This window comes from Psychrobacillus antarcticus (assembly GCF_029533155.1).
Taxonomy (GTDB): Bacteria; Bacillota; Bacilli; order Bacillales_A; family Planococcaceae; genus Psychrobacillus; species Psychrobacillus antarcticus.
This window is the reverse complement of the sequence record NZ_JAIZDB010000045.1, coordinates 1-21177: the sequence shown is the minus strand read 5'-3', so window position 1 is coordinate 21177 and position 21177 is coordinate 1. Positions and strand designations below refer to the sequence as shown.

Annotated in this window: 25 protein-coding genes; 5 read left to right on the top strand and 20 right to left on the bottom strand. The window is 36.8% G+C overall.

What is annotated here, in order from left to right; all coding sequences use genetic code 11:
• The first annotated feature begins 10 nt into the window (after nt 1-10).
• Nucleotides 11-97 carry an IS3 family transposase gene (locus tag LDK52_RS18760; RefSeq protein ID WP_407081798.1) on the top strand — a complete coding sequence of 29 codons (87 nt, stop codon included), beginning with the start codon at nt 11-13 and terminating at the stop codon, nt 95-97.
• Nucleotides 98-154: 57 nt separating this feature from the next.
• Here LDK52_RS18760 and LDK52_RS18755 read toward each other — a convergent pair whose 3' ends face one another.
• From LDK52_RS18755 to LDK52_RS18700, 12 genes are all read right to left on the bottom strand, one after another.
• Nucleotides 155-514: a GNAT family N-acetyltransferase gene (locus LDK52_RS18755; RefSeq protein WP_277587446.1), complete on the bottom strand. Its 360-nt coding sequence runs from the start codon at nt 512-514 to the stop codon at nt 155-157.
• 308 nt (nt 515-822) lie between these two features.
• Nucleotides 823-2139, bottom strand: a complete 1317-nt coding sequence (gene lysA, locus LDK52_RS18750; protein WP_277587445.1) for a diaminopimelate decarboxylase — start codon at nt 2137-2139, stop codon at nt 823-825.
• 217 nt (nt 2140-2356) lie between these two features.
• Nucleotides 2357-3775: a spore germination protein gene (locus tag LDK52_RS18745; RefSeq protein WP_277587447.1), complete on the bottom strand. Its 1419-nt coding sequence runs from the start codon at nt 3773-3775 to the stop codon at nt 2357-2359.
• A 26-nt stretch (nt 3776-3801) separates the two neighbouring features.
• A complete protein-coding gene (locus LDK52_RS18740; RefSeq protein ID WP_277587444.1) occupies nt 3802-4584 on the bottom strand; it encodes a SigF/SigG family RNA polymerase sporulation sigma factor in 783 nt (260 codons plus the stop codon).
• Nucleotides 4584-5030, bottom strand: a complete 447-nt coding sequence (gene spoIIAB, locus LDK52_RS18735; protein WP_093060805.1) for an anti-sigma F factor — start codon at nt 5028-5030, stop codon at nt 4584-4586. Before spoIIAB ends, LDK52_RS18740 begins: the two co-directional genes overlap by 1 nt.
• Nucleotides 5020-5376: an STAS domain-containing protein gene (locus LDK52_RS18730; RefSeq protein WP_277587443.1), complete on the bottom strand. Its 357-nt coding sequence runs from the start codon at nt 5374-5376 to the stop codon at nt 5020-5022. Before LDK52_RS18730 ends, spoIIAB begins: the two co-directional genes overlap by 11 nt.
• 864 nt (nt 5377-6240) lie before the next feature.
• Complete coding sequence (locus tag LDK52_RS18725) at nt 6241-7545, bottom strand: pyrimidine-nucleoside phosphorylase (RefSeq protein WP_277587442.1); 1305 nt, start codon at nt 7543-7545, stop codon at nt 6241-6243.
• 31 nt (nt 7546-7576) lie between these two features.
• On the bottom strand, nt 7577-8755 hold the full coding sequence (gene deoB / locus LDK52_RS18720; RefSeq protein ID WP_277587441.1) for a phosphopentomutase: 1179 nt from the start codon (nt 8753-8755) through the stop codon (nt 7577-7579).
• A 72-nt stretch (nt 8756-8827) separates the two neighbouring features.
• Nucleotides 8828-9727: a site-specific tyrosine recombinase XerD gene (gene xerD / locus LDK52_RS18715; RefSeq protein ID WP_407081837.1), complete on the bottom strand. Its 900-nt coding sequence runs from the start codon at nt 9725-9727 to the stop codon at nt 8828-8830.
• Between the two features lie 64 nt (nt 9728-9791).
• Nucleotides 9792-10235 carry a ferric iron uptake transcriptional regulator gene (gene fur / locus LDK52_RS18710; RefSeq protein WP_277587439.1) on the bottom strand — a complete coding sequence of 148 codons (444 nt, stop codon included), beginning with the start codon at nt 10233-10235 and terminating at the stop codon, nt 9792-9794.
• An 85-nt stretch (nt 10236-10320) separates the two neighbouring features.
• Nucleotides 10321-10788, bottom strand: a complete 468-nt coding sequence (locus LDK52_RS18705) for a hypothetical protein (RefSeq protein WP_277587438.1) — start codon at nt 10786-10788, stop codon at nt 10321-10323.
• Between the two features lie 51 nt (nt 10789-10839).
• A complete protein-coding gene (locus tag LDK52_RS18700; RefSeq protein WP_277587437.1) occupies nt 10840-11388 on the bottom strand; it encodes an NUDIX domain-containing protein in 549 nt (182 codons plus the stop codon).
• An 82-nt stretch (nt 11389-11470) separates the two neighbouring features.
• Between LDK52_RS18700 and LDK52_RS18695 the strand changes: the two genes are divergently transcribed.
• Entirely contained in the window at nt 11471-12373 is a 903-nt protein-coding gene (locus LDK52_RS18695; protein ID WP_277587436.1) for an aldo/keto reductase, read from the top strand.
• A gap of 207 nt (nt 12374-12580) precedes the next feature.
• Here LDK52_RS18695 and LDK52_RS18690 read toward each other — a convergent pair whose 3' ends face one another.
• On the bottom strand, nt 12581-12835 hold the full coding sequence (locus LDK52_RS18690; protein ID WP_277587435.1) for a DUF3886 domain-containing protein: 255 nt from the start codon (nt 12833-12835) through the stop codon (nt 12581-12583).
• Between the two features lie 16 nt (nt 12836-12851).
• Entirely contained in the window at nt 12852-14036 is a 1185-nt protein-coding gene (locus LDK52_RS18685; protein WP_277587434.1) for an acetyl-CoA C-acetyltransferase, read from the bottom strand.
• Nucleotides 14037-14138: 102 nt separating this feature from the next.
• Here LDK52_RS18685 and LDK52_RS18680 point away from each other — a divergent pair, with 102 nt between their 5' ends.
• The gene (locus tag LDK52_RS18680) at nt 14139-15035 is read left to right on the top strand and encodes a hydroxymethylglutaryl-CoA lyase (RefSeq protein WP_277587433.1); all 897 of its coding nucleotides are present in this window, start codon (nt 14139-14141) and stop codon (nt 15033-15035) included.
• Nucleotides 15036-15046: 11 nt separating this feature from the next.
• Nucleotides 15047-15976 (top strand): alpha/beta hydrolase, encoded by a 930-nt coding sequence (locus LDK52_RS18675; protein ID WP_277587432.1) that lies wholly within the window; start codon nt 15047-15049, stop codon nt 15974-15976.
• Nucleotides 15977-16002: 26 nt separating this feature from the next.
• Here LDK52_RS18675 and LDK52_RS18670 read toward each other — a convergent pair whose 3' ends face one another.
• The 5 genes from LDK52_RS18670 to yneA form a co-directional block, all read right to left on the bottom strand.
• Nucleotides 16003-16221 carry a YneF family protein gene (locus tag LDK52_RS18670; protein ID WP_277587431.1) on the bottom strand — a complete coding sequence of 73 codons (219 nt, stop codon included), beginning with the start codon at nt 16219-16221 and terminating at the stop codon, nt 16003-16005.
• A gap of 147 nt (nt 16222-16368) precedes the next feature.
• The gene (gene tkt, locus LDK52_RS18665) at nt 16369-18369 is read right to left on the bottom strand and encodes a transketolase (RefSeq protein ID WP_277587430.1); all 2001 of its coding nucleotides are present in this window, start codon (nt 18367-18369) and stop codon (nt 16369-16371) included.
• An 86-nt stretch (nt 18370-18455) separates the two neighbouring features.
• Nucleotides 18456-18689, bottom strand: coding sequence for a DUF896 domain-containing protein (locus LDK52_RS18660; RefSeq protein ID WP_277587429.1), 234 nt, complete (start codon nt 18687-18689; stop codon nt 18456-18458).
• Nucleotides 18690-18751: 62 nt separating this feature from the next.
• Complete coding sequence (locus LDK52_RS18655; RefSeq protein ID WP_277587428.1) at nt 18752-19402, bottom strand: YneB family resolvase-like protein; 651 nt, start codon at nt 19400-19402, stop codon at nt 18752-18754.
• Complete coding sequence (gene yneA, locus LDK52_RS18650) at nt 19399-19716, bottom strand: cell division suppressor protein YneA (RefSeq protein ID WP_277587427.1); 318 nt, start codon at nt 19714-19716, stop codon at nt 19399-19401. The genes LDK52_RS18655 and yneA overlap by 4 nt, the downstream gene beginning before the upstream one ends.
• A 173-nt stretch (nt 19717-19889) precedes the next feature.
• Between yneA and lexA the strand changes: the two genes are divergently transcribed.
• Nucleotides 19890-20510 (top strand): transcriptional repressor LexA, encoded by a 621-nt coding sequence (gene lexA, locus LDK52_RS18645; protein ID WP_277587426.1) that lies wholly within the window; start codon nt 19890-19892, stop codon nt 20508-20510.
• A 571-nt stretch (nt 20511-21081) separates the two neighbouring features.
• On the opposite strand, the gene LDK52_RS18640 is transcribed toward lexA, so the two are convergent.
• Nucleotides 21082-21168: an IS3 family transposase gene (locus LDK52_RS18640; protein ID WP_407081798.1), complete on the bottom strand. Its 87-nt coding sequence runs from the start codon at nt 21166-21168 to the stop codon at nt 21082-21084.
• Nucleotides 21169-21177 lie beyond the last annotated feature (9 nt).

Here is a 21177-nt window from a genome sequence, read left to right as displayed (position 1 = left end):
AGGAAATTATATAGATTATTACAACTCAGAACGAAAGCAATGGGATTTAAAAAAGATGGCTCCGGAAGCATACCGAAACCATCTCATCGCAGTCTAAACTACAAACTCTCTTTTTATTAAGTTGTCTACTTTATAGGGCTCAGTTCAACTAAAGTCATTCCTCTTCTTTTTTTGTTTGGCATTTATTAAAAAATGATTCGACATCCTTAGATGGCTTTAGTGAAGTTGTTTGTAAAACCGTAGGAAGTTTTTGTAACATTTCTTGTCCAAGTCCTTCTCCACGATGTGAAGGATTGACAGAAATATGTTGAATGACAGCTTCAGTACCTTCCATACGTACTCCAACTAATCCAACTAGATCTTCCTCTTTCTTCCAAAGAAACAAATGCCAATCTGGATTCGTTTCATACGTATGAATTGTTTCTAATAACTTCTTAACATCCTTTTCATGAGGCATAAAGGAAAGTAGCCCCATTGAAATCTTTTCAAATGTTTTTTTGTAGCGAAGTAGCATATTTTAAACCCTCTTTTAATTTCTTGGCTTGTTTATTTTATTCATCATAGATCATATACAAACGAATGTACAAATCCAATGCAGCAGGAATGCAAGCGAATCGATTCGTAAATTCTATCAAATGCATCCAATCAACACTAATTTAACAAAGTCCAATTTCTTAAAATAACTGTATTATTATACCTCAATTTTGCCGATTTTACAAATCGGCATTTGGCGCTATAAATAACCAGTAAGCGAGACCCCATAAAATTCCAACGACAAAAATCACTAGGAACAGTATTACGTTTGCCTTTTTCATCTTATTTTCACTCCTTTTCCATTGTTAAAGGAAGGTCTAGATGTATAAGGTCATCCAACGTCTCTCTTCTTACCGCTAATTGATGCTTGCCATTTTCTACAAACACTACAGCCGGTTTCGTTAAACGATTATAATTACTTGCCATAGAGTAACCATAGGCACCTGTACAGAACATTGCTAGAATATCCCCTGGTTCAGCAGCAGGTAATTGAATATTTTCGATTAACTTATCACCAGATTCACAACATTTACCAGCAATTGTATAATTATTTGTTGACTTAAGTCCCATTTTGTTTGCAATAACTGCGTCATATTCTGCTCCATATAATGCAGGTCTAATATTGTCAGACATACCACCATCAACCGCTAAATAATTTCGGATATCTGGTACTTCCTTTTCGGATCCAACGGTATATAACGTAGTTCCAGCATCACCAACTAATGATCTACCTGGTTCAATCCAAATTTCTGGCATTTTAAAAGAAGAATTATGCACGAGCTCTTTTACTATTTGGATCATTTCTTTTACATAAACAGCTGGTTCAAGCGGAGCATCATCATCTGTATATCTTATACCGAAACCTCCACCAAGATTTAAAACGCTACATAAATAGTTATAGTCTGTGTGCCACTTAATCATTTTAGTAATAAGCTTCTCTGCAGCGACCTTAAAACCAGTCGTTTCAAATATTTGAGAGCCAATATGACAATGCAAACCAAGCAATTGAATATATTCATCTTGATATACATCCAGAAATGCTTGATCGGCTTGTCCATTCAGTAGATCAAATCCAAATTTTGAATCTTGTTGGCCAGTCGTAATGTAATCGTGGGTATGGGCTTCAACACCAGGTGTCACCCGTAATAATACATTAACTTTTTGCTTTGTTTTTGCAGTAAGCATCTTTAGTAATTCTATTTCATAGAAATTATCGACAACTATACAACCAATATTATGCTTAAGAGCTAATGATAATTCTTCTTTACTTTTATTATTACCATGAAAATGAATTTTTTCTACTGGAAATCCAGCTTGAATCGCTGTATATAATTCTCCAGCAGATACAACATCTAATGATAAGTTTTCTTGTTTCATCACTTGGTACATTGCAACACTAGAAAATGCCTTGCTTGCATATGCAACCTGCGCCGATATATGTTGATCCCGGAATGTCTGGATGAATGCTTGCGCTCTTTCTCGAATCAAAGACAAATCGTACACAAACAATGGTGTTCCATATATTTTTGCAAGCTCTAAGCTATCCATTCCACCAATCATCAAGTGACCTTTTTCGTTTACAGCATGCCGTGAAACTAGCACCATTTAATTCGCCTCTTTTCCCCATATCCCGCATTAACGGGCAGTAATACTCCCACATCACAGATTGGCCCAAATAACAAATTTTAAGTGGGAGTCAACTGTCCGTAAAAGCCCGAATGGTTCAACTAACAATCAGAGGAGGATGAAGCTATCCTCTGGTTGAAGTTTCACTATATCTATTAGAACTTTATCACAATAGATGAGGAAATGGCAATGTGCATTAGGAACGTTTACGATTAGGGGATCTTGTTATAAATGGTCTTTTAGAGTCAGCCGGCATTGGAAACCTTACGATTAATCGCAAGAGTGCTTTTGGAAAAAAAGGCTGAAGTGGCCATAAATAAGGAACATTTAAAGGCTTTACAGAACATACATACCAAAGTAGGGCTAAAGAAGCTACAAAAAATCCACTTGGACCAAATAATGCTGTACTCAACAGAATAATTGTCCTAAATATTTTAGTTGTAATACTTAGCTCATAGGAGGGGATAGAAAAAGTGAAGATCGCTGTTATAGCGGTATATAAGATAACCTCTGGGACAAAAATCCCTACATCCACAGCCATTTGCCCAATGACTAATGCTGCGATAATACCCATTGCTGTTGATAACGGAGTTGGTGTATGAATAGCAGCGAGCCTTAGAAATTCTATCCCAATATCTGCAAATAATATCTGTAATAATAACGGTATTTCGGTCGATTCTTTTGGACCAATAAAATCAAGTGCCTTAGGTACAAACTCCGGATGAACCGATAATAAGTACCAAAATGGCAAAAGAAATAGACTAAGAAGAAAACCTAAAAACCGAATCCATCTGACAAAAGTTCCAATCAACGGTGCTTGCCTGTACTCTTCCGCATGTTGTAAGTGGTGAAAAAGGGTCGTAGGAACGATTACTACAGATGGAGAGGTATCTACTACTATTACTATATGCCCTTCTAGCAAATGCGCTGCAGCTATATCCGGTCTTTCTGTAAATCGCACAAAAGGCAAAGGATGGAATCCTTGTTTAAAAACCCATTCTTCTAATGCTTTGTCTGTCATCGTAATTCCATCATGCTTTATTTTTTTTATTCGATCACGAATTTGCGTAAGATTATCTTCATTGGCAATATTTTTAATATAAGATATGGCAATATCCGTTTGACCTAACTCAGTAATTTGATGTAGCTCAAAGCGCAAATTAGTATCCCGAATCCTCCTTCTAATGAGCGCTGTATTTTGAACAATATTTTCTGTAAATCCATCCCTTGATCCTCTTATAACCTTTTCATTATCCGGTTCTTCAGGCGATCTTCCAGGATACGAGCGTACATCAATTGTGTACACGGAACCATTCGACAATATGAAGGTTACTTGTCCACTCAGAAGTGCAGCTAACCATTTCTCCTTGGAATCATATTGAGTAATGGAATAGTAAGGGAAATAATGCTCCATAATTTCGTTTTCGCTTATTGTTTTATCTGCAATTTTCAATTGGGTGTTCGTCAACAATTGAGTGATGATCATGCCATCAATCAATCCATTAATATAGACGAGTAATACAGGAAATTCATACAAATGGGAATGTAAAATCCCCACATCATAAGACTCATTTACTCCGAACTTTTCTTTTAAATACAATTCAGCTTCATCCATACTAGTAAACAAAGGTTTCGTTTCAATCACCTATCTTTTGCATTTGAATTCGTATGACCAACTGGTACTAGCCATGTTTTTAATTGGCTTAATATTTTCTTCTCTAGTCTCGATACTTGTACTTGAGAAATTCCTAATCGTTCCGCAATATCACTCTGTGTGCAATCAAGATAATATCGCAAATAAATAATCATTTGCTCTCTTTTTTCAAGCTTTTCGACAAGCTCTCGTAACGGAATATGCTCAAATGGCTTTTCGGAACGCTCATCCTTCATTTGGTCCATTAGTGTTAAAGCATCCCCGCTATCATTTTCATAAAGCTGCTCCTGCAAGGATGCCGGATCACGAAGAGCATCTGTAGCCATCACTATTTCTTCTCGAGACACCTCTAAAATATGCGCAAGCTCCAAAATAGTCGGTTGACGCTCATGCGTTTTTAAAAAGTCATCGGTAGCATGGCGAATTTTAAAATTTAATTCCCGAATGGAACGACTAATTTTCACCATTCCGTCATCTCTCAAAAACCGCTGAATCTCTCCTATAATCATAGGAACCGCATACGTTGAAAACTTAACTTCATAAGACAAATCAAACTTATCCACCGATTTCATCAAGCCAATACAGCCGATCTGAAACAAATCTTCTAAATCCGCTCCTCTAGACGCAAATCGCTGAACAATAGACCATACAAGCCTAGTATTACCCTCAATCATTTGTTGCCTTGCTAGTTTATCACCAGTCTGTGACAGCGCTATAAGCTCTCTCATTTTCTCTTGAGTTAGTAAAGTAGACGGTTTTTTGTTTATCATTAGACGATCCTACAAGATTCTTGAATTGGTACAAATTGCTTCGTTATCGTTACAGTAGTCCCCCTATCAGGAATGGAGTAAATCTCAACGCCATCACTAAAGCTTTCCATAATTGTAAAGCCCATTCCCGAACGTTCCTGCTCAGGTTTGGTCGTAAACAGTGGCTCACGTGCTTGATTTACATCACGTATTCCACGGCCATAATCCACTATAGAAACAACTATTTCTCTATCTACTCTTTGTGCATGCAGTTCTATTTTCCCTACGCCATCTTCTTCATAACCATGAACGATTGCATTCGTTACAGCCTCCGATATGACCGTCTTAAACTCTGATAATTCTTCAATAGTCGGGTCAATCGTTGCGATAAAACTAGACATGACCATTCTTGCTAGAGCTTCATTCTCACTTTTAGCGATAAAAGATAATGTGATCTCATTGTCCATAAACTATTCCCCCTAACTTAGACATTATTTCAATTTCAGATTCGCTATAAATATAAGGACTTAAACCTGCAAACTGAAAAATTTTACGCATCGTTGGCGATGGATTTACAATAATTGTTTGTCCATCTATTGGAGCAAGCTCTCTCATTCTTCCTAGAATTAGGCCTATCCCCGAGCTATCCATAAAATGCAAATCTTTCAAATTCCAAACTAGTACTTTAATAGACCCGTTTTTAATCAATGGAACTATCTCATTTCTAATATCATTTGTACTGTGATGATCTAATTCACCTTTCAATCGAATAATAATAATTTCGTCTCCTACTTTTTCTACTTCATGAATCATAAAATCGCCTCCTTAGATAGCGCTATTCCACATCTTCCTTGTAAATTCCTTGCGCTTGACAAAAGTAGAAGAAATCATCGCTTATTAGTCGATTTTCGACAGAGGATGGTCGTTTAAAGTATGGGAACATAATCTTTTTTTTAATCAAAAAATAGGCATCTCGCAAAAGTTTTTAAAATACTTTAGCGACATGCCTATTTAGAATGTAGATAACTGGAAGAATAATCCGTTTCGCAAGTAATTTCCAACTCTCCGCCAGTAAAGCTAGCTCATCCGAAAGTAAATAAACTTGGAGTGAAAGTATCCGAATGGGAACCGCTAGTAAATGGCCTGCGAGAGCAAGTAAACATGAAATCTGGCTAGTACATGGATACAATATTTTTAGTACTCCACTCCTACAGAGTTGACGAGGAACTGGAAGAATAATCTCTCCGTTGGTAATTACCCACTCTCCGCCAGTAAGGCTAGCTCGTCCGAAAGTAAAAAAACCTGGAGTGCAAGTATCCGGGGGAAAACCGCTAGTAAATGGCCTGTGAGAGCAAGTAAACATGAAATCCGGCTAGTACAGGGATACAATATTTTTAGTACGTCCACTCCTACAGAGTTGACGAGGAACTGGAAGAATAATCCACTCCGCTTGTAGTTGCCCACTCTCCGCCAGTAAAGCTAGCTCGTCCGAAAGTAAATAAACCTGGAGTGCAAGTATCCGAATGGGAACCGCTAGTAAATGGCCTGCGAGAGCAAGTAAACATAGAAAAATCTCACAAAAAAAGAGTATCATGACCGCAGTCATAATACTCCATCAAAAGCTCACTATTGTTCACAAACAAATTATCGTTACTATAACGATTTTCTACCAATAATTTATGCAGTAATTACTTCATAAATTAAAGGTGGCGCATCTTTTCTAGTAGCTTCTATATCGATAAATTTCGTTAACTTATCCATAACTTCCTGGACATCTTCTCTATTTGAATAGATTGTAGCAAGTGAATCTCCTTTGCTTACAGAGTCTCCCACTTTTTTATTGAGCACGATACCAACCGCTAAATCAATTTCAGATTCCTTCGTTGCTCTACCGGCTCCTAGAAGCATTGCTGCGGTACCAATCTCGTCTGCTTCCATGAAAGTAATAAAACCATCCGTGGATGCTGGCACTTCAAATTTATACGCTGCTTGTGGTAATAATGAAATATCATCAACGATTTTCTCATTACCACCTTGCCATTTGATGAATTGTCTGAATATTTCTAATGCAGATCCATCTTTTATGACAGCAAGCAGCATTTCTCTAGCTTCTTCTAAAGTTTCGGCCTTTTCTCCAACTACTACCATTTGACTACCTAGCGTCAAACACAGCTCTGTCAAATCCTCTGGACCATTACCTTTTAACGTATCAATAGCTTCCACTATTTCTAGTGAATTTCCGATTGCTCTACCAAGCGGTTGGCTCATGTCGGAAATAATAGCCATCGTTTTTCTGCCAACATTATTCCCTATACGAACCATTGCTTGCGCAAGCGCTCTTGCATCATCCGTCGTTTTCATAAATGCTCCGTCGCCAGTTTTTACGTCTAAAACAATAGCACCGGCTCCAGCTGCAATTTTTTTACTCATAATAGAACTTGCGATCAATGGGATACTATTAACAGTTCCGGTTACATCACGAAGTGCGTATAACTTTTTATCGGCAGGTGTTAGATTCCCACTTTGCCCAATAACTGCTACCTTCAGTTCATTCACTTGTTTCACAAACTGTTCAGAAGTAAGCTCTACATGGAACCCTTCAATTGCTTCCAGCTTATCGATTGTTCCACCAGTATGCCCGAGTCCTCTACCACTCATCTTAGCTACTGGAACTCCACAAGCAGCAACTAGCGGACCTAACACCAACGTAGTTGTATCGCCAACTCCACCCGTAGAATGCTTATCAACTTTAACACCTTCGATGGCAGAAAGGTCGATCGTTTCACCAGAATTCACCATCGCCATCGTTAAGTCTGCTCTTTCTTCATCATTCATATTTTGAAAAAAAATAGCCATTAACAGGGAACTCATTTGATAATCTGGAATAGCACCCGTTGTATAACCATCTATAAAAAATTCAATTTCTTGTTTTGTCAGAGCATTACCGTCTCGTTTCTTTTCAATAATATCAATCATTCTCATTGAATTTACACTTCCTTCATGTAGGATCTTTTTATTTCAATAAAGACAAGAAACTCTCTCCGAATTGAGTTTTGGCTACACCAAAGTTTTCACTAATTGTTGCCCCAATATCCGCAAATGTATTGCGTAGTGGTAACTCTTTTATTTCCTTCAATTTTGGCGAGTATACGATTAATGGAACATATTCGCGTGTATGATCTGTTCCTGGCATCGTTGGATCGTTACCGTGGTCCGCCGTAATGATTAATAAGTCTTCCTCTGTTAACTTTGAAAGGACCTCTTTTAAGCGAACATCGAATTCTTCTAAAGCTTTTCCATAACCTAATGGATCGCGACGGTGACCAAATAACGCATCAAAGTCAACTAAATTTAAGAAGCTGATCCCTTTGAAATCCTTGTCTAGTGTTGCGATGAATTTATCCATTCCGTCCATATTATCTGTCGTTCTTTCCGTAGAGGTAATACCTTCTCCATTATAAATATCGTGTATTTTACCAATTGCTAATACATCTAGTCCAGCGTCACTTAGTTCATTCATCGCTGTGCGACCAAAAGGTTTTAAGGCATAGTCATGGCGATTAGATGTACGAGCAAACTTACCTGGCTGACCAATAAATGGACGCGCAATGATACGACCTACTAGGAATTCTTCCGAAAGTGTTAACTCACGAGCAATTTCACAAATACGATACAATTCTTCTAGTGGAATTATTTCCTCATGTGCTGCAATCTGAAGCACAGGGTCAGCTGATGTATAAACAATAATTGCCCCAGTTTTCATATGCTCTTCGCCAAGCTCATCTAAAATTTCTGTTCCACTAGCTGGTTTGTTACCAATTACTTTGCGACCAGTTTTTTCTTCTAATTGAGAGATCAGTTCATCTGGGAATCCGTTTGGATATACTTTAAACGGTTTATCAATATTCAAGCCCATGATTTCCCAGTGACCTGTCATCGTATCTTTTCCTACAGAGGCTTCCTGCATTTTACCAAAATAAGCGGTAGGAGCCGCTACTTGATTGATTCCTTGAATGTCATCAATATTGCCCAGTCCAAGTTGTTCCATATGAGGCATATGAAGTCCGTTCATTTTTTCTGCAATATGTCCGATCGTATGGGACCCCACGTCACCGAAGACATCAGCATCTGGAGCTTCCCCTATACCTACAGAATCCATAACGATCACATGTATGCGCTTAAAATTATTCATTTATTTACCTCCTACTATTTTCTTCTAGTTTACCAAAAAAAATATAAATGTACAGGTCAGACCTCTGACTTTTTAAGCTCTCGGATGAAATTGTTTGTAGACATCCTTTAACCTGCTCTTGCTCACATGTGTATAAATTTGTGTCGTCGATATATCTGCATGACCAAGCATTTCTTGAACAGCACGTAAATCTGCCCCATTTTCTATTAAATGTGTTGCAAAAGAATGGCGCAGCACATGTGGAGTAATTTCCTTGGAAATCCCTGCTGTAGTAGCATGCTTATTCAGTAACTTCCATATCCCCTGTCTAGTTAAACGTTTCCCACGTTGATTAATAAAAATAGCTTCTGTCTTTTCCGATTTAAGCAAAGTTGTTCTAGCATTTTCTATATAATCTGTGCAAGCTCTAATGGCAGAACCACCTAATGGCACAATTCGTTCTTTGCCACCTTTCCCAAATATACGTACAAATCCCATTGATAAATGTATATCTTCTAGGTTCAAGTTTAAACACTCGCTAATACGCATACCACTAGCATACATAAGTTCAAACATTGCTAAATCTCTTTGACCCTGTGGTTTGGATACATCAATACTATTTAATAGATTATTCAATTCCTCTACGGATAGATAAGTAGGTAACTTTTGTTCTTGTTGGGGTAAATCCAGATGGACAGAGGGATCCGTGTTTGCCACTTTCTCTCTTAATAAAAACTGATGAAAGGAACGAATAGAGGAAATATGTCTAGATATCGTTCGAGCAGATTTTCCATTTTCTTTTAAGCTTCGAAGATAAAGAACAATATTTGTGCGCTCTATCTCATCAAGACTATGTAGTTGCTGTACTTCAAATATATGATGTAAATAATCGGATAAGTCTTTTTTATAGGAGATCAACGTATTACTCGCTAACTGCCGTTCAATCCGCAGAAAGTGCATATAATCTTCCAAATGCAGTTGTCCATTCTTCAAGTTCATCACTCCTGTTATTAAAATAATCATCTAAAAAAGGATAGCTAGTAAGCTATCCTTTTGTTTATTTATCTTCTTGGCAACGGTAGCATATACCGTGAAATGTTAGGCGATGGTCTTTTATTCTAAAGTTCCACTTTTTCTCGACAATAGCTTCCACATCTTCTAACAAATCTTCTTGAATCTCATCTACAGCTCCGCATTCAATACAAACAAGGTGATGGTGAAAATGCGCTGCACCTTCTTGTCTCAAATCATAACGAGATACGCCGTCACCGAATTGAATTTTATCTACCACATTCAATTCGTTTAATAACTCCAGCGTTCTATAAACTGTTGCAAGTCCAATATCAGATGATTTCTCTCTAACTAGTAAAAATACATCTTCTGCACTTAAATGATCTTCTTCATTTTCAAGCAAAACTCTCACTGTCGCTTCACGCTGTGGCGTCAGTTTGTAGCTCGCACCAGACAATTGTTTTTTTATACGATCAATACGGCTTTCCATATGACGCCTCCTTACTTGAATCCATTATACCAACAATTGAATTCTCATTACAAGAGATTAACTTAATAATGACTCTTAATAAGAACTAATTATTAAATAATACAAATGGTATAAAGATGAATTCTATAATTATAACAATTATATACAAGGATAGCGAAAAAATATTAATCCGATTTGCTAATGCTAATAACAATATACAATAAACTAGCTGAAATGGAAACCACCAGAACACATAAGGAAAAGTAGATTCCTGTGTTTGCAGTAAATAACTCGAACCATATCCATAGAATGTAATTTTAAATGCACAAATAACTAAGATTAGTTTTCGTAAATACTTATGTTGATAAAACAAAAAAAACACAATGGCTATCATGAGATGAGGAAAACTAGTTTCTAAAAAAGTAGGCCGCTCTACTAATAGAACGCGTGCATCCAAGAGATTTATAATCCATTGCTGCTGTTCTACCGTACTTTGTTCAAATAAAATTAAACCACCGACAAAGCTAACTACAAGTACACATAATGAGATGAAAATAGTATAAGTCTGGTTCAAATTGGAACACCCCCCCTATCTACTTTCATCATATGCTTGTACTAACTTAAATCATGCTTCTTTTATATAATCTTTCAACCAAATATATGCAAAGGCAGTTTTCGCATCATAGATTTGTTGTTTCTTCACCATTTCTTCCATCTCGGAAATAGAAACATGTAATAACTCGACAAACTCATCTTCATCTAACCCAACTGGTTGCTCCATCTTTTTAATATTCTCCGCAAAATATAGATGGATAATCTCATCTGCAAATCCAGGAGATGTGGCAAATGATTGAATGTATTGTAGATTGTCCGTGGTATAGCCTGTCTCTTCTTCTAATTCACGTAGGGCAGTTATTTCGGGAGCTTCTCCAATCTCTATTTTCCCAGCCGGAATTTCAATAATGGATCGTTCTAACGGTTTTCTAAATTGTTCTACCAAAACTATTTTATTGTCATTTGTTACAGCAATAACGGCAACAGCACCAGGATGTTTTACAATCTCTCTATTACTAGTTTTGCCATTCGGTAGTTCTACTTCATCTACCTGCAGTGTGATTATTCTTCCTTTGAATTTAACCTCAGATTGAATTGTTTTTTCCTCGAACTTTTTCATGACAAATCATCCTCTCTCTATATCTCTTTAGTTGAATCTATCTATTTGACATTGTACCATGTAGAAAAGGACGTGATGAAACTTGAAGAAAAGACAATTAGGTAAAAGTAATCTGTACGTTTCAGAAATTGGATTAGGTTGCATGTCACTTCCAACGGAGCCAGCAGCAGCCAATGATATTATTCAAGTTGCTTTAGAAAACGGCATAACCTATTTTGATACAGCTGATCTATACAATAATGGGGAAAATGAAAAGATTGTTGGAAACGCCCTTAAAAACAATCGAAAAAATATAATATTGGCTACGAAAGTCGGAAATCGATTGAACAAAGCGGGTGATGGTTGGTCATGGGATCCGTCTAAGGAATGGATAACAGAGACCGTACACGCCTCATTAAAGCGACTCCAAACCGATTATATTGATGTATATCAGCTACACGGAGGCACGATGGAAGACGATGTAGATGAAGTCATAGACACGATGGAAACGCTCAAAAAAGAGGGCGTTATCCGTGAATACGGTATATCCTCTATACGGCCAAATGTCATCGAACGATTTTTACGCCAAAGTAATGCCGTTTCTGTCATGATGCAATATAGTTTACTAGACAGAAGACCAGAAGAATGGTTTTCCTTGCTAGAAAATAATGCAGCTACTCTCCTTAGCAGAGGTACGTTAGCAAAAGGGTTATTAACTGCTGAAGGTATAACTCGTGCAAGCAAAACAGATGAGTATTTAAGCTATACTCACCAGGAACTACTTGACGTGATTAAAGGATTATATGCCTTAGATTCTCCTTTAAGCTCCGTAGCTCAACATTATGTTTTACATCAAAATGTAACTAGTTCAATGATTATCGGTGCAAGTAGTGAGCAGCAGTTATTAGAATCAATCAAGGCATACAAAATGCCAGTGCCAGATAGCATTTTACAAAAAGCAAGCCAGATAACAAAAAAAGAGAAATATAAGGAACATCGAATTTAACATTTCTTCAACTCTAAAAAGCCAGTCGTGATTTACATCACAACTGGCTTTTTTGTTTTTTTCCAACACTCTTTTGAACAAATTTCGGATGCTCTATCCTGGTTAGTTGGAATTTTGAGTAGTTTAGTTGGAAAAAATGCCTTGCTCGTTGGAATAGGATATTTTTTCCAAAAAACCTATTCGCCGAAGCATATAGGTTTCCATATCTTAAAACTTCGAACCACCAAAGCCGTAATCATCTAGTAGTTCTTCAAACGATTTATTTTTTTCTTTTTCTTTCTTTTCGAAGACTAGCTGAGCTTGTCTTTCTTCTTCTTTTTCTTGTGCAGCAGATACTAATTGGTTCTTCGTTTCTTTTAGTTTTGCTAGAACATCAGAAGAAAGTTGATCGGATAGTGAATTTCCCTCTTCCACTTGCTTAGCAGGCTTTACTTGTTGTTGTCTTTGTTTTTTTTTAGCCATATAATTCACCTTCTTTTTATGAGCGTTTAACTATAGTTGCGACCCCTTGTCCACCACCGATACAAAGTGTAGCAAGACCCGTTTTCGCATCTCTCTTCTCCATTTCATGAAGTAAGGAAACGAATATACGAGCTCCACTAGCCCCAATCGGATGTCCTAAAGCAATCGCTCCACCATTTACGTTTAGTATATCATGGTTAAAGGATAACTCTCTATCTACAGCAATTGATTGTGCAGCAAAAGCTTCATTTGCCTCGATTAAATCAATATCCGCTAATGCTAATTGAGATTTGTTTAATACTTTTTTCACTGCTTCCACAGGTCCAATTCCCATGATGCTCGGATCCACTCCTGCCGATGCATTCGCTACAATTGTCCCAAGGGCCTTAAGCCCAAGTTCATCCGCTTTAGCTTTTGACATGACCACAACTGCTGCCGCCCCATCATTAATACCGGAAGCATTACCAGCAGTTACAGAGCCATCTTTTTTAAATGCCGGACGAAGCCCCGCTAACTTTTCTTCTGTAGAACCTTTCTTCGGATATTCATCTTGTGAAAAGACAATTGGATTTCCTTTTCTCTGAGGCATTACTACGGGAACGATTTCATCAACAAACTTACCCTCTTCTATTGCTTTTGCTGCTCTGCTCTGCGAACGTGCAGAAAATTTATCTTGCTCTTCTCTAGTAATATTATATTGGTCACATAGATTTTCAGCAGTCACACCCATATGGTAATCATTAAATGCACACCATAGTCCATCTGAAATCATACTATCTACTACCTTTTGATCGCCCATACGGAAGCCGTCTCTAGCGTTTTTCAATAAATACGGAGATTGGCTCATATTTTCCATTCCACCAGCAACAATAATATCAGCATCCCCTGCAAGAATGGCTTGAGTAGCAAGATGAATTGCTTTTAAGCCAGAACCACATACTTTATTAATCGTTAACGCAGAAACCGAATGAGGTAGTCCAGCTTGAATAGCCGCCTGTCTTGCAGGATTTTGACCTAAGCCTGCTTGAAGGACGTTCCCCATAATTACTTCGTCCACTGCATCTTTAGATACCCCCGCTTTTTCCAAAGCCTTTTCAATGACAATAGCGCCTAACTTAGTAGCAGGCACATCTTTTAAAGCACCTTGAAACGAACCAATTGCAGTTCTAACTGCACTTACGATAACAACTTCATTTGTCATGTCTTTTCCTCCTTGTTTCCCCTGTATTAAATGTTCACAAAGCAAATTTAAAATTTGCTTGTTTAACCATCCTTTCTTTACAATAAAGAAGGAGGGATGATTATGTTTAGTTTACCAAATAACGTGACTATTATCGAGGTAGGTCCAAGAGATGGTTTGCAAAATGAAAAAAATGAAGTACCAACCGAAATAAAATTAGCCTTTATCGAAAAACTGCAGCTAGCTGGAATAAAAGAAATGGAATTAACTTCCTTTGTATCACCAAAATGGGTGCCACAGATGAAAGATGCAAATGAAATAGTCACCCAAGTGAAAAAAATGGGTAGACAACTCGTACTAACGCCTAATAATAAGGGCGTCGAATTAGCCAAACAGTCCGGCGCAAAGGATTTCGCTGTATTTGTAGGCGTTTCTAATAGTTTCAACAAAAAAAATATTAATAAAACGACAACAGAAAGCATGGATGAACTTAGGCCGATTGTGGAAAAACTATTACAACAAGGTTATTTCGTCCGTGCATGTATTTCTACTGCTTTTTATTGCCCATATGAGGGTAAAATAGATGCATCGGATACGTTAGCATTGTGCAAGGAATTCGTTTCTTGGGGTGTAAACGAACTAAGCGTAGCCGATACAATTGGAATGGCTAATCCACTGGAAAGCTATGAGTTATTCGACTCGTTAAAGAAAGAATTTCCAGTTACTCTCATAACCGCTCATTTTCACGATACACGAAAAATGGGCATAGCTAATATTCTTGCTAGCTTACAGGCGGGAATTGATCGATTTGATACTTCCGCTGGCGGACTAGGTGGATGTCCTTTTGCCCCAGGAGCTACGGGAAATGTAGCAACCGAGGATGTTGTGAATATGCTACATCAAATGGGTATTGTAACGAATATTAATCTTGACTCATTGCTTCAAGCAGTAGAAGTAGTTGAACCGTATGTTTCAAGACCGATAGACACGGGTATGTATAAACTATTTATAAGTAAGTAGGGGTTGAACAGATGAAGAAACGAGTAATTATTTGGACGAGTATTTTTACTAGTGTTTTGACAGCTATCGCTACGTTCTTTGGTTTCTTTGTAACTAATAGGCTTATGTATATGAAGAAAAAAGAAAATGATTTTATATTAAACCGTGAAATTACTTCTAAACGATTAGATGAGGCCTGGTTTAACGCTATAAATAAAACGGAACGATGGATTGAATCTAAAAATGGGTATTCTCTAAAAGCTATTTTTGTCGAACCATTAGAAACAAATAACTATGTTGTTATTTGTCACGGGGTTACAGAAAACAAAATTAACTCCCTTCGTTTTGTTCGTATGTTTGAGCGGCTTGGCTTCAATAGTGTTGTCTATGATCATCGTAGACATGGTGATTCTGGTGGAAAGACAACTAGTTTTGGATTTTATGAAAAAATAGATTTACAATCGATTGTGGAGGCTGTCAGAGAAAGAGCTGGGAAGGAAGCAATTTTAGGTATTCACGGAGAATCTATGGGCGCAGCTACTACACTACTATATGCCGGATCTATCATTGACGACGCTGATTTTTATATTTCCGATTGTGCCTTTTCTGATTTTGAGCAGCAAGTTTATCATATAATGACGCAGACAACTCCACTTCGAACTAGTCTTGCCATTCGATTCGCTAATTTGTTTTTAAAACTTCGTGATGGGTATACGTTAAATCTCGTATCACCAATTGATGTTATCGACAAAATTGAAAAACCTGTCTTGTTTATCCACAGTTTACAGGATAATTTTATCTTACCTAAAATGACGGAAGATTTATACGAAAAAAAACAAGGCCCTAAAACATTAAAATGGTTCGAGATCGGGGAACACGCTAAATCCTTCAATGAAAATAGTGAGGAATATGAGCAAGTTGTAGCAGATTTTCTTCAAGAAAATGGCTTACTAAACAAATAAAAAAAGCACTCATCCGAGTGCTTTTTTTATTTTTGCATTTTATTCATTTGATTCATCATTTGTTTAACTTGTTTTTCCGAAGGCTTGCGACCCATTTGTGCCATCATCATACGAAGCATTTGTTCATTAATAGGTGGGTTTTCTTTTAAGTATTTCATCATATATTGACGCGCTGCAAAGAAACCAATTACCGCACCAGCGATTAACGCGACAATTATTAATACTATAGCTAATGTTAAATTCATAAATTCTCCTCCTTACGTACTTATCTACGTGTACTAGACACCAATGAAAATTATACTATAGATTCTTTTTGCATTCTATATAATTCGAAATAAAAAAGCAATTCGAATACTTAAATTCCAAAGTATTCGAATTGCTCATAAAACTTTTTACTTTTGAAGTAATGCTTTCATTTTCGCAACTACGTTTTCAACAGAGAAACCATATTCTTTCATAACAATTTCGCCAGGAGCACTTGCACCAAATGTATCTATTGCAATAACGTCCCCTTCAAATCCAACATAACGGTGCCATCCTAATGATGCACCCATTTCAATCGCAAGACGTTTCGTTAAATGAGATGGTAATACACTGTTTTTATAGGAAGCATCTTGTTTCTCAAACAAATCCCATGAAGGCATAGAAACAACCGAAACTTCAATTCCTTCTTTAGAAAGTGCTTGTTGAGCTTCAACAGCAAGACTTACTTCTGAACCAGTTGCAAGTAAGATAGCCTCAGCTTTTTCATTAGGTGCTACAACATAAGCTCCTTTAGAAACTCCTTCTCTCACTAGCTCCACGGAATGATTAAGAGTTGGAAGATTTTGTCTAGAAAGAACTAAAACTGTAGGATTATTTTTAGATGATACAGCTAGTTTCCATGCTTCCGCAGTTTCATTTGCATCCGCTGGACGAATTACAGATAAACCAGGCATTGCTCGTAAAGAAGCTAAATGTTCCACTGGCTCATGCGTTGGGCCGTCTTCTCCTACAGCAATACTGTCATGTGTAAATACATATGTTACAGGAAGTCCCATTAATGCAGATAAACGAATTGCAGGTCGAACATAGTCACTAAATACGAAGAATGTTCCACCAAATACATTTAGTCCTCCATGTAAAGCCATACCATTTAAAGCAGTTCCCATTGCAAATTCGCGTACACCGAACCAGATGTTCTTTCCAGCATAGTTATCCGCTGAGAAATCTCCAACATTTTTCATAGTAGTTTTGTTAGAACCAGCTAAATCGGCACTACCACCAAAGAATGTTGGTAAGTTTTGAGCTATTGCATTGATTGCTTCTCCAGAAGCTGAGCGCGTAGCATGAGATGTACCAGTTTCGTATGTTTTAAGCGCATCAGCAAAGTTTGCAGGTAATTCACCAGAAATTGCTGTTTTAAGCGTAGAAGCTAACTCAGGGAATTCAGCCTCATACGCATTTAGTTTCTCATTCCAAGAAGACTCTTCTTGAACACCTAAAAGCTCTGATGCTTGTTTAAATGTGTTATAAACTTCCTCAGGCACATAGAAATCCTCTTCAAATAGCCATTTGTATTCAGCTTTTGCTAAAAGTGTTTCGTCTTTTCCTAAAGGCATACCGTGAGCATCTGACTTACCAGAACGGTTAGGAGAACCAAATCCGATAACAGTTTTCACTTCAATGATTGTTGGTTTATCATTTTGAGACTTCGCTTTTTCAATAGCATTTGAAATTTCTTCAATATCATTACCGTCTTTTACATGAATATAGTTCCAACCATACGAATCAAAACGTTTTGCTACATTTTCTGAGAATGATTTACTTAAATCACCATCTAAAGAAATATCATTACTATCATATAAGACAATTAATTTATCCAATTGAAGATGTCCAGCAAGAGAAATTGCTTCTGCAGCTACGCCTTCCATTAAATCGCCATCACCACATAATGCGTAAGTATAATGATCTATAATGGAGTGGTTTTCTTTATTGTATGTAGCAGCTAAGTGTGCCTCTGCCATCGCCATTCCGACTGCCATTCCAATTCCTTGACCAAGTGGCCCTGTTGTTGCCTCTACTCCTGCGGTGTGACCGAACTCTGGATGACCAGGTGTTTTAGAATCCCATTGTCTAAAGTTCTTAATCTCCTCCATTGGTAAATCATAACCACCAAGATGAAGTAGGCTATATAAAAGCATAGAGCCGTGACCAGCTGATAACACAAAGCGGTCACGGTTAAACCACGTCGGGTTACTTGGATTATGGCGTAAGTGTTTCGTCCATAATGTGTAAGCCATTGGAGCAGCCCCCATTGGTAAACCAGGGTGACCAGAATTTGCTTTATCAATTGCATCAATAGATAAAGTTCGAATTGTATTAATTGCTAATAAATCGGATTGTAATGACATGAATGACATCCTCTCAAACAAATTTTTTCTATATTCCTAGTTTAGACAAGAATGTCTGTATTATCAATGGTTTCTGAAATGATTAATTAATTCAGAAACTTTCCTTTCTTTGCTTCTTGAACTTTTGCAGGTGTTATATCATTACCTTCAGGGTCAATTATCTTTACACTTTCAATAGTATCTCTCATTGTAGAGCGAAAAGTTTCCAAATATTCTTTACGTAAAGAGCTTTGTTCTTTTGCCTCTTCAATAGAAAGTCCTGATGTTTTGGACTTTCTAGATAATTCACTAATTCTTGCTAATTTTTCTTTGCTTAACAATTCATTTCATCCTTTCACTTTATCCTTATATAAAGGTAAGGAAAAAACACACAGAGTGCAAGTCATTTCACTCCGTGTGCTTCTATATACTCAGTATAGCGTCGATGAACGGTAGCTTTACTAATATTAAATCCCAAACCTTTTAGTGTCATAGAAATCTCTTCATATGTAAGACCAGCATTACGAAGTCTAACTACTTCTTCTAATGGAACATCTATTCGTTCTCTTCCTTCGGGATTACCCCTTGTCTTTAAATTTTTCTCTGGTCGGTACCCTTGAGAAACAGCCTTCTTCATACCTCTTCTGATTTTAGCATTGTGTAACTTCCTTTGGTATTCCTCCACAAGTGCTAATATTTCCAATAACATAGAGTCCATCTCATTCAAATTGATGATCCCTTTGTCTTGTAAAGTGTAAATGGAAGTGTTTGTTTTTTGAAGGAGATGTAAAACAGCCATTCTTCCATTCCCTCTACCAATTCGGGTTTCATCTTGAACAAATACGGCTTTAATTTCATTTTCTTTTACATACTCTAGTAAATCTAATAACCCTTCACGCTCAATATCATATCCGCTATGTTGATCTAAGAATATTTTTTCGACTTCATAATTCTTTAGTTTTGCAAATTCTAATAGTTCTTCTTCCTGTCTTTTTAAGGATGTCTCCTGAGACTCTTTTTCAGTACTCACTCGACAATATATTACTGATTTCATTTTGTATCGCCCGCTATCTCCGTTTCATTATCGAAATGGTAACTATTTTCAGTAATTGGAACTTTAAGCACTTCCCCCGCTTTAATGTGCACATCTTGTAAATTATTCATGGCCATTACTTTATCGATCCATACTTTTTTATCCTCATTCACGCCATACTCATTTGATAACTCCCATAAAGAATCGCCTTGTTTTATATTAATCTGTAGACTCTCATCTGTCGAAAAAGAATTCGAAATTATTAAATATAGTATAAAAGCAACGCTGCCTGCTGCAAATAATGATAGAAAATAGTTTTCTTTCATCCAAGTCATTAAAAATACCCCCTAATAGAATGTGTGTTCGCCATATATAATTTAATAATAATGCGAACGTTTGTTTTTGTCAACAACAATTAGAACCTATGTTTGCATTAAAGGTTTTTGCCTGTTATACTATTAATAAGATAGAAAAGGATATAAATAATTACTCTAAAAGAGGTGAACATATGAAAAAAGCATCTAAAAGACAGGAAGACATATTAGCTTTTATCAAAGAAGAAGTTCGTAAAAAAGGATATCCACCGTCAGTTCGAGAAATAGGAGAAGCGGTAGGCTTAGCATCTAGTTCAACTGTTCACGGACATTTAGCAAGATTGGAAAGTAAAGGCTTAATCAGAAGAGATCCAACTAAACCACGTGCAATTGAAATTCTTGATGGATTAGGTAGTTTTGTCGAAAAACAAAACGTCGTTCATGTTCCACTTATAGGTAAAGTTACTGCCGGTCTTCCAATTACCGCAATAGAAAATATAGAAGAATTTTTCCCACTTCCAGAAACATTCGGAACAGCTGATGATAATTTATTTATGTTGGAGATTATGGGTAATAGTATGATTGAAGCAGGTATATTAAATGGTGACTATGTCGTTGTAAAACAACAGCAATCAGCAAACAATGGCGATATTGTTGTGGCAATGACAGAGGATGATGAGGCAACTGTTAAACGATTCTTTAAAGAGAAGTCTTATTTCCGTCTACAACCTGAGAATTCTTCCATGGAACCAATCATCGTAAATTCTGTTACCATACTCGGAAAAGTAGTCGGTGTTTATCGTAATATTCAATAGATTTATATGAACTTGACAATATTACGAAATTTACGTAAGATAACTAAGAGCCGATATCATATTTCAACGAAAAGTGGACATTTTCGTTGAAATCATCGAAAAACCCCTTTACCTTTATGGTTGAGGGGTTTTATTTTGTTCAGATATCTTTTGGCTAACCTACTTTCAATCCTCACTTTTACCTTCAGGAAAGAGTTATTCATACTTACTATTAAGGTTAGAATGATAAATATCCATAATCTTTATCAAATAAATAAAAAAAGATGCTTAAGAATCTGGAAACTTGGGTATTAGTAATTATAACGTACATAGGTGAAATTAATTATATAATTTTCACTTCAGCCTATATATAAATATAAAGGGGCCTAACTATATGAAACTAATAATCGAAGAACTAAAGAAACTTATCAACGACTACTATAGATGCAATAATTACCTACTGAAGAAAGAGATAATGATTGATATCAACCTGTTAAAAGATGCAATAAAAATTATAGAAAAAAGTAAGGTAGGATTAAACTTGAACTGAGCCCTATAAAGTAGACAACTTAATAAAAAGAGAGTTTGTAGTTTAGACTGCGATGAGATGGTTTCGGTATGCTTCCGGAGCCATCTTTTTTAAATCCCATTGCTTTCGTTCTGAGTTGTAATAATCTATATAATTTCC

Coding starts and splice junctions, on each gene's coding strand:
- LDK52_RS18755 (WP_277587446.1), bottom strand. CDS start 514: ATGCTACTTCGCTACAAAAAAACATTTGAAAAGATTTCAATGGGGCTA.
- lysA (WP_277587445.1), bottom strand. CDS start 2,139: ATGGTGCTAGTTTCACGGCATGCTGTAAACGAAAAAGGTCACTTGATG.
- LDK52_RS18745 (WP_277587447.1), bottom strand. CDS start 3,775: ATGGATGAAGCTGAATTGTATTTAAAAGAAAAGTTCGGAGTAAATGAG.
- LDK52_RS18740 (WP_277587444.1), bottom strand. CDS start 4,584: ATGATAAACAAAAAACCGTCTACTTTACTAACTCAAGAGAAAATGAGA.
- spoIIAB (WP_093060805.1), bottom strand. CDS start 5,030: ATGGACAATGAGATCACATTATCTTTTATCGCTAAAAGTGAGAATGAA.
- LDK52_RS18730 (WP_277587443.1), bottom strand. CDS start 5,376: ATGATTCATGAAGTAGAAAAAGTAGGAGACGAAATTATTATTATTCGA.
- LDK52_RS18725 (WP_277587442.1), bottom strand. CDS start 7,545: ATGAGAATGATTGATATTATTGAAAAGAAACGAGACGGTAATGCTCTG.
- deoB (WP_277587441.1), bottom strand. CDS start 8,755: ATGAATAATTTTAAGCGCATACATGTGATCGTTATGGATTCTGTAGGT.
- fur (WP_277587439.1), bottom strand. CDS start 10,235: ATGGAAAGCCGTATTGATCGTATAAAAAAACAATTGTCTGGTGCGAGC.
- LDK52_RS18700 (WP_277587437.1), bottom strand. CDS start 11,388: ATGAAAAAGTTCGAGGAAAAAACAATTCAATCTGAGGTTAAATTCAAA.
- LDK52_RS18690 (WP_277587435.1), bottom strand. CDS start 12,835: ATGGCTAAAAAAAAACAAAGACAACAACAAGTAAAGCCTGCTAAGCAA.
- LDK52_RS18685 (WP_277587434.1), bottom strand. CDS start 14,036: ATGACAAATGAAGTTGTTATCGTAAGTGCAGTTAGAACTGCAATTGGT.
- LDK52_RS18680 (WP_277587433.1), top strand. CDS start 14,139: ATGTTTAGTTTACCAAATAACGTGACTATTATCGAGGTAGGTCCAAGA.
- LDK52_RS18675 (WP_277587432.1), top strand. CDS start 15,047: ATGAAGAAACGAGTAATTATTTGGACGAGTATTTTTACTAGTGTTTTG.
- LDK52_RS18670 (WP_277587431.1), bottom strand. CDS start 16,221: ATGAATTTAACATTAGCTATAGTATTAATAATTGTCGCGTTAATCGCT.
- tkt (WP_277587430.1), bottom strand. CDS start 18,369: ATGTCATTACAATCCGATTTATTAGCAATTAATACAATTCGAACTTTA.
- LDK52_RS18655 (WP_277587428.1), bottom strand. CDS start 19,402: ATGAAATCAGTAATATATTGTCGAGTGAGTACTGAAAAAGAGTCTCAG.
- yneA (WP_277587427.1), bottom strand. CDS start 19,716: ATGACTTGGATGAAAGAAAACTATTTTCTATCATTATTTGCAGCAGGC.
- lexA (WP_277587426.1), top strand. CDS start 19,890: ATGAAAAAAGCATCTAAAAGACAGGAAGACATATTAGCTTTTATCAAA.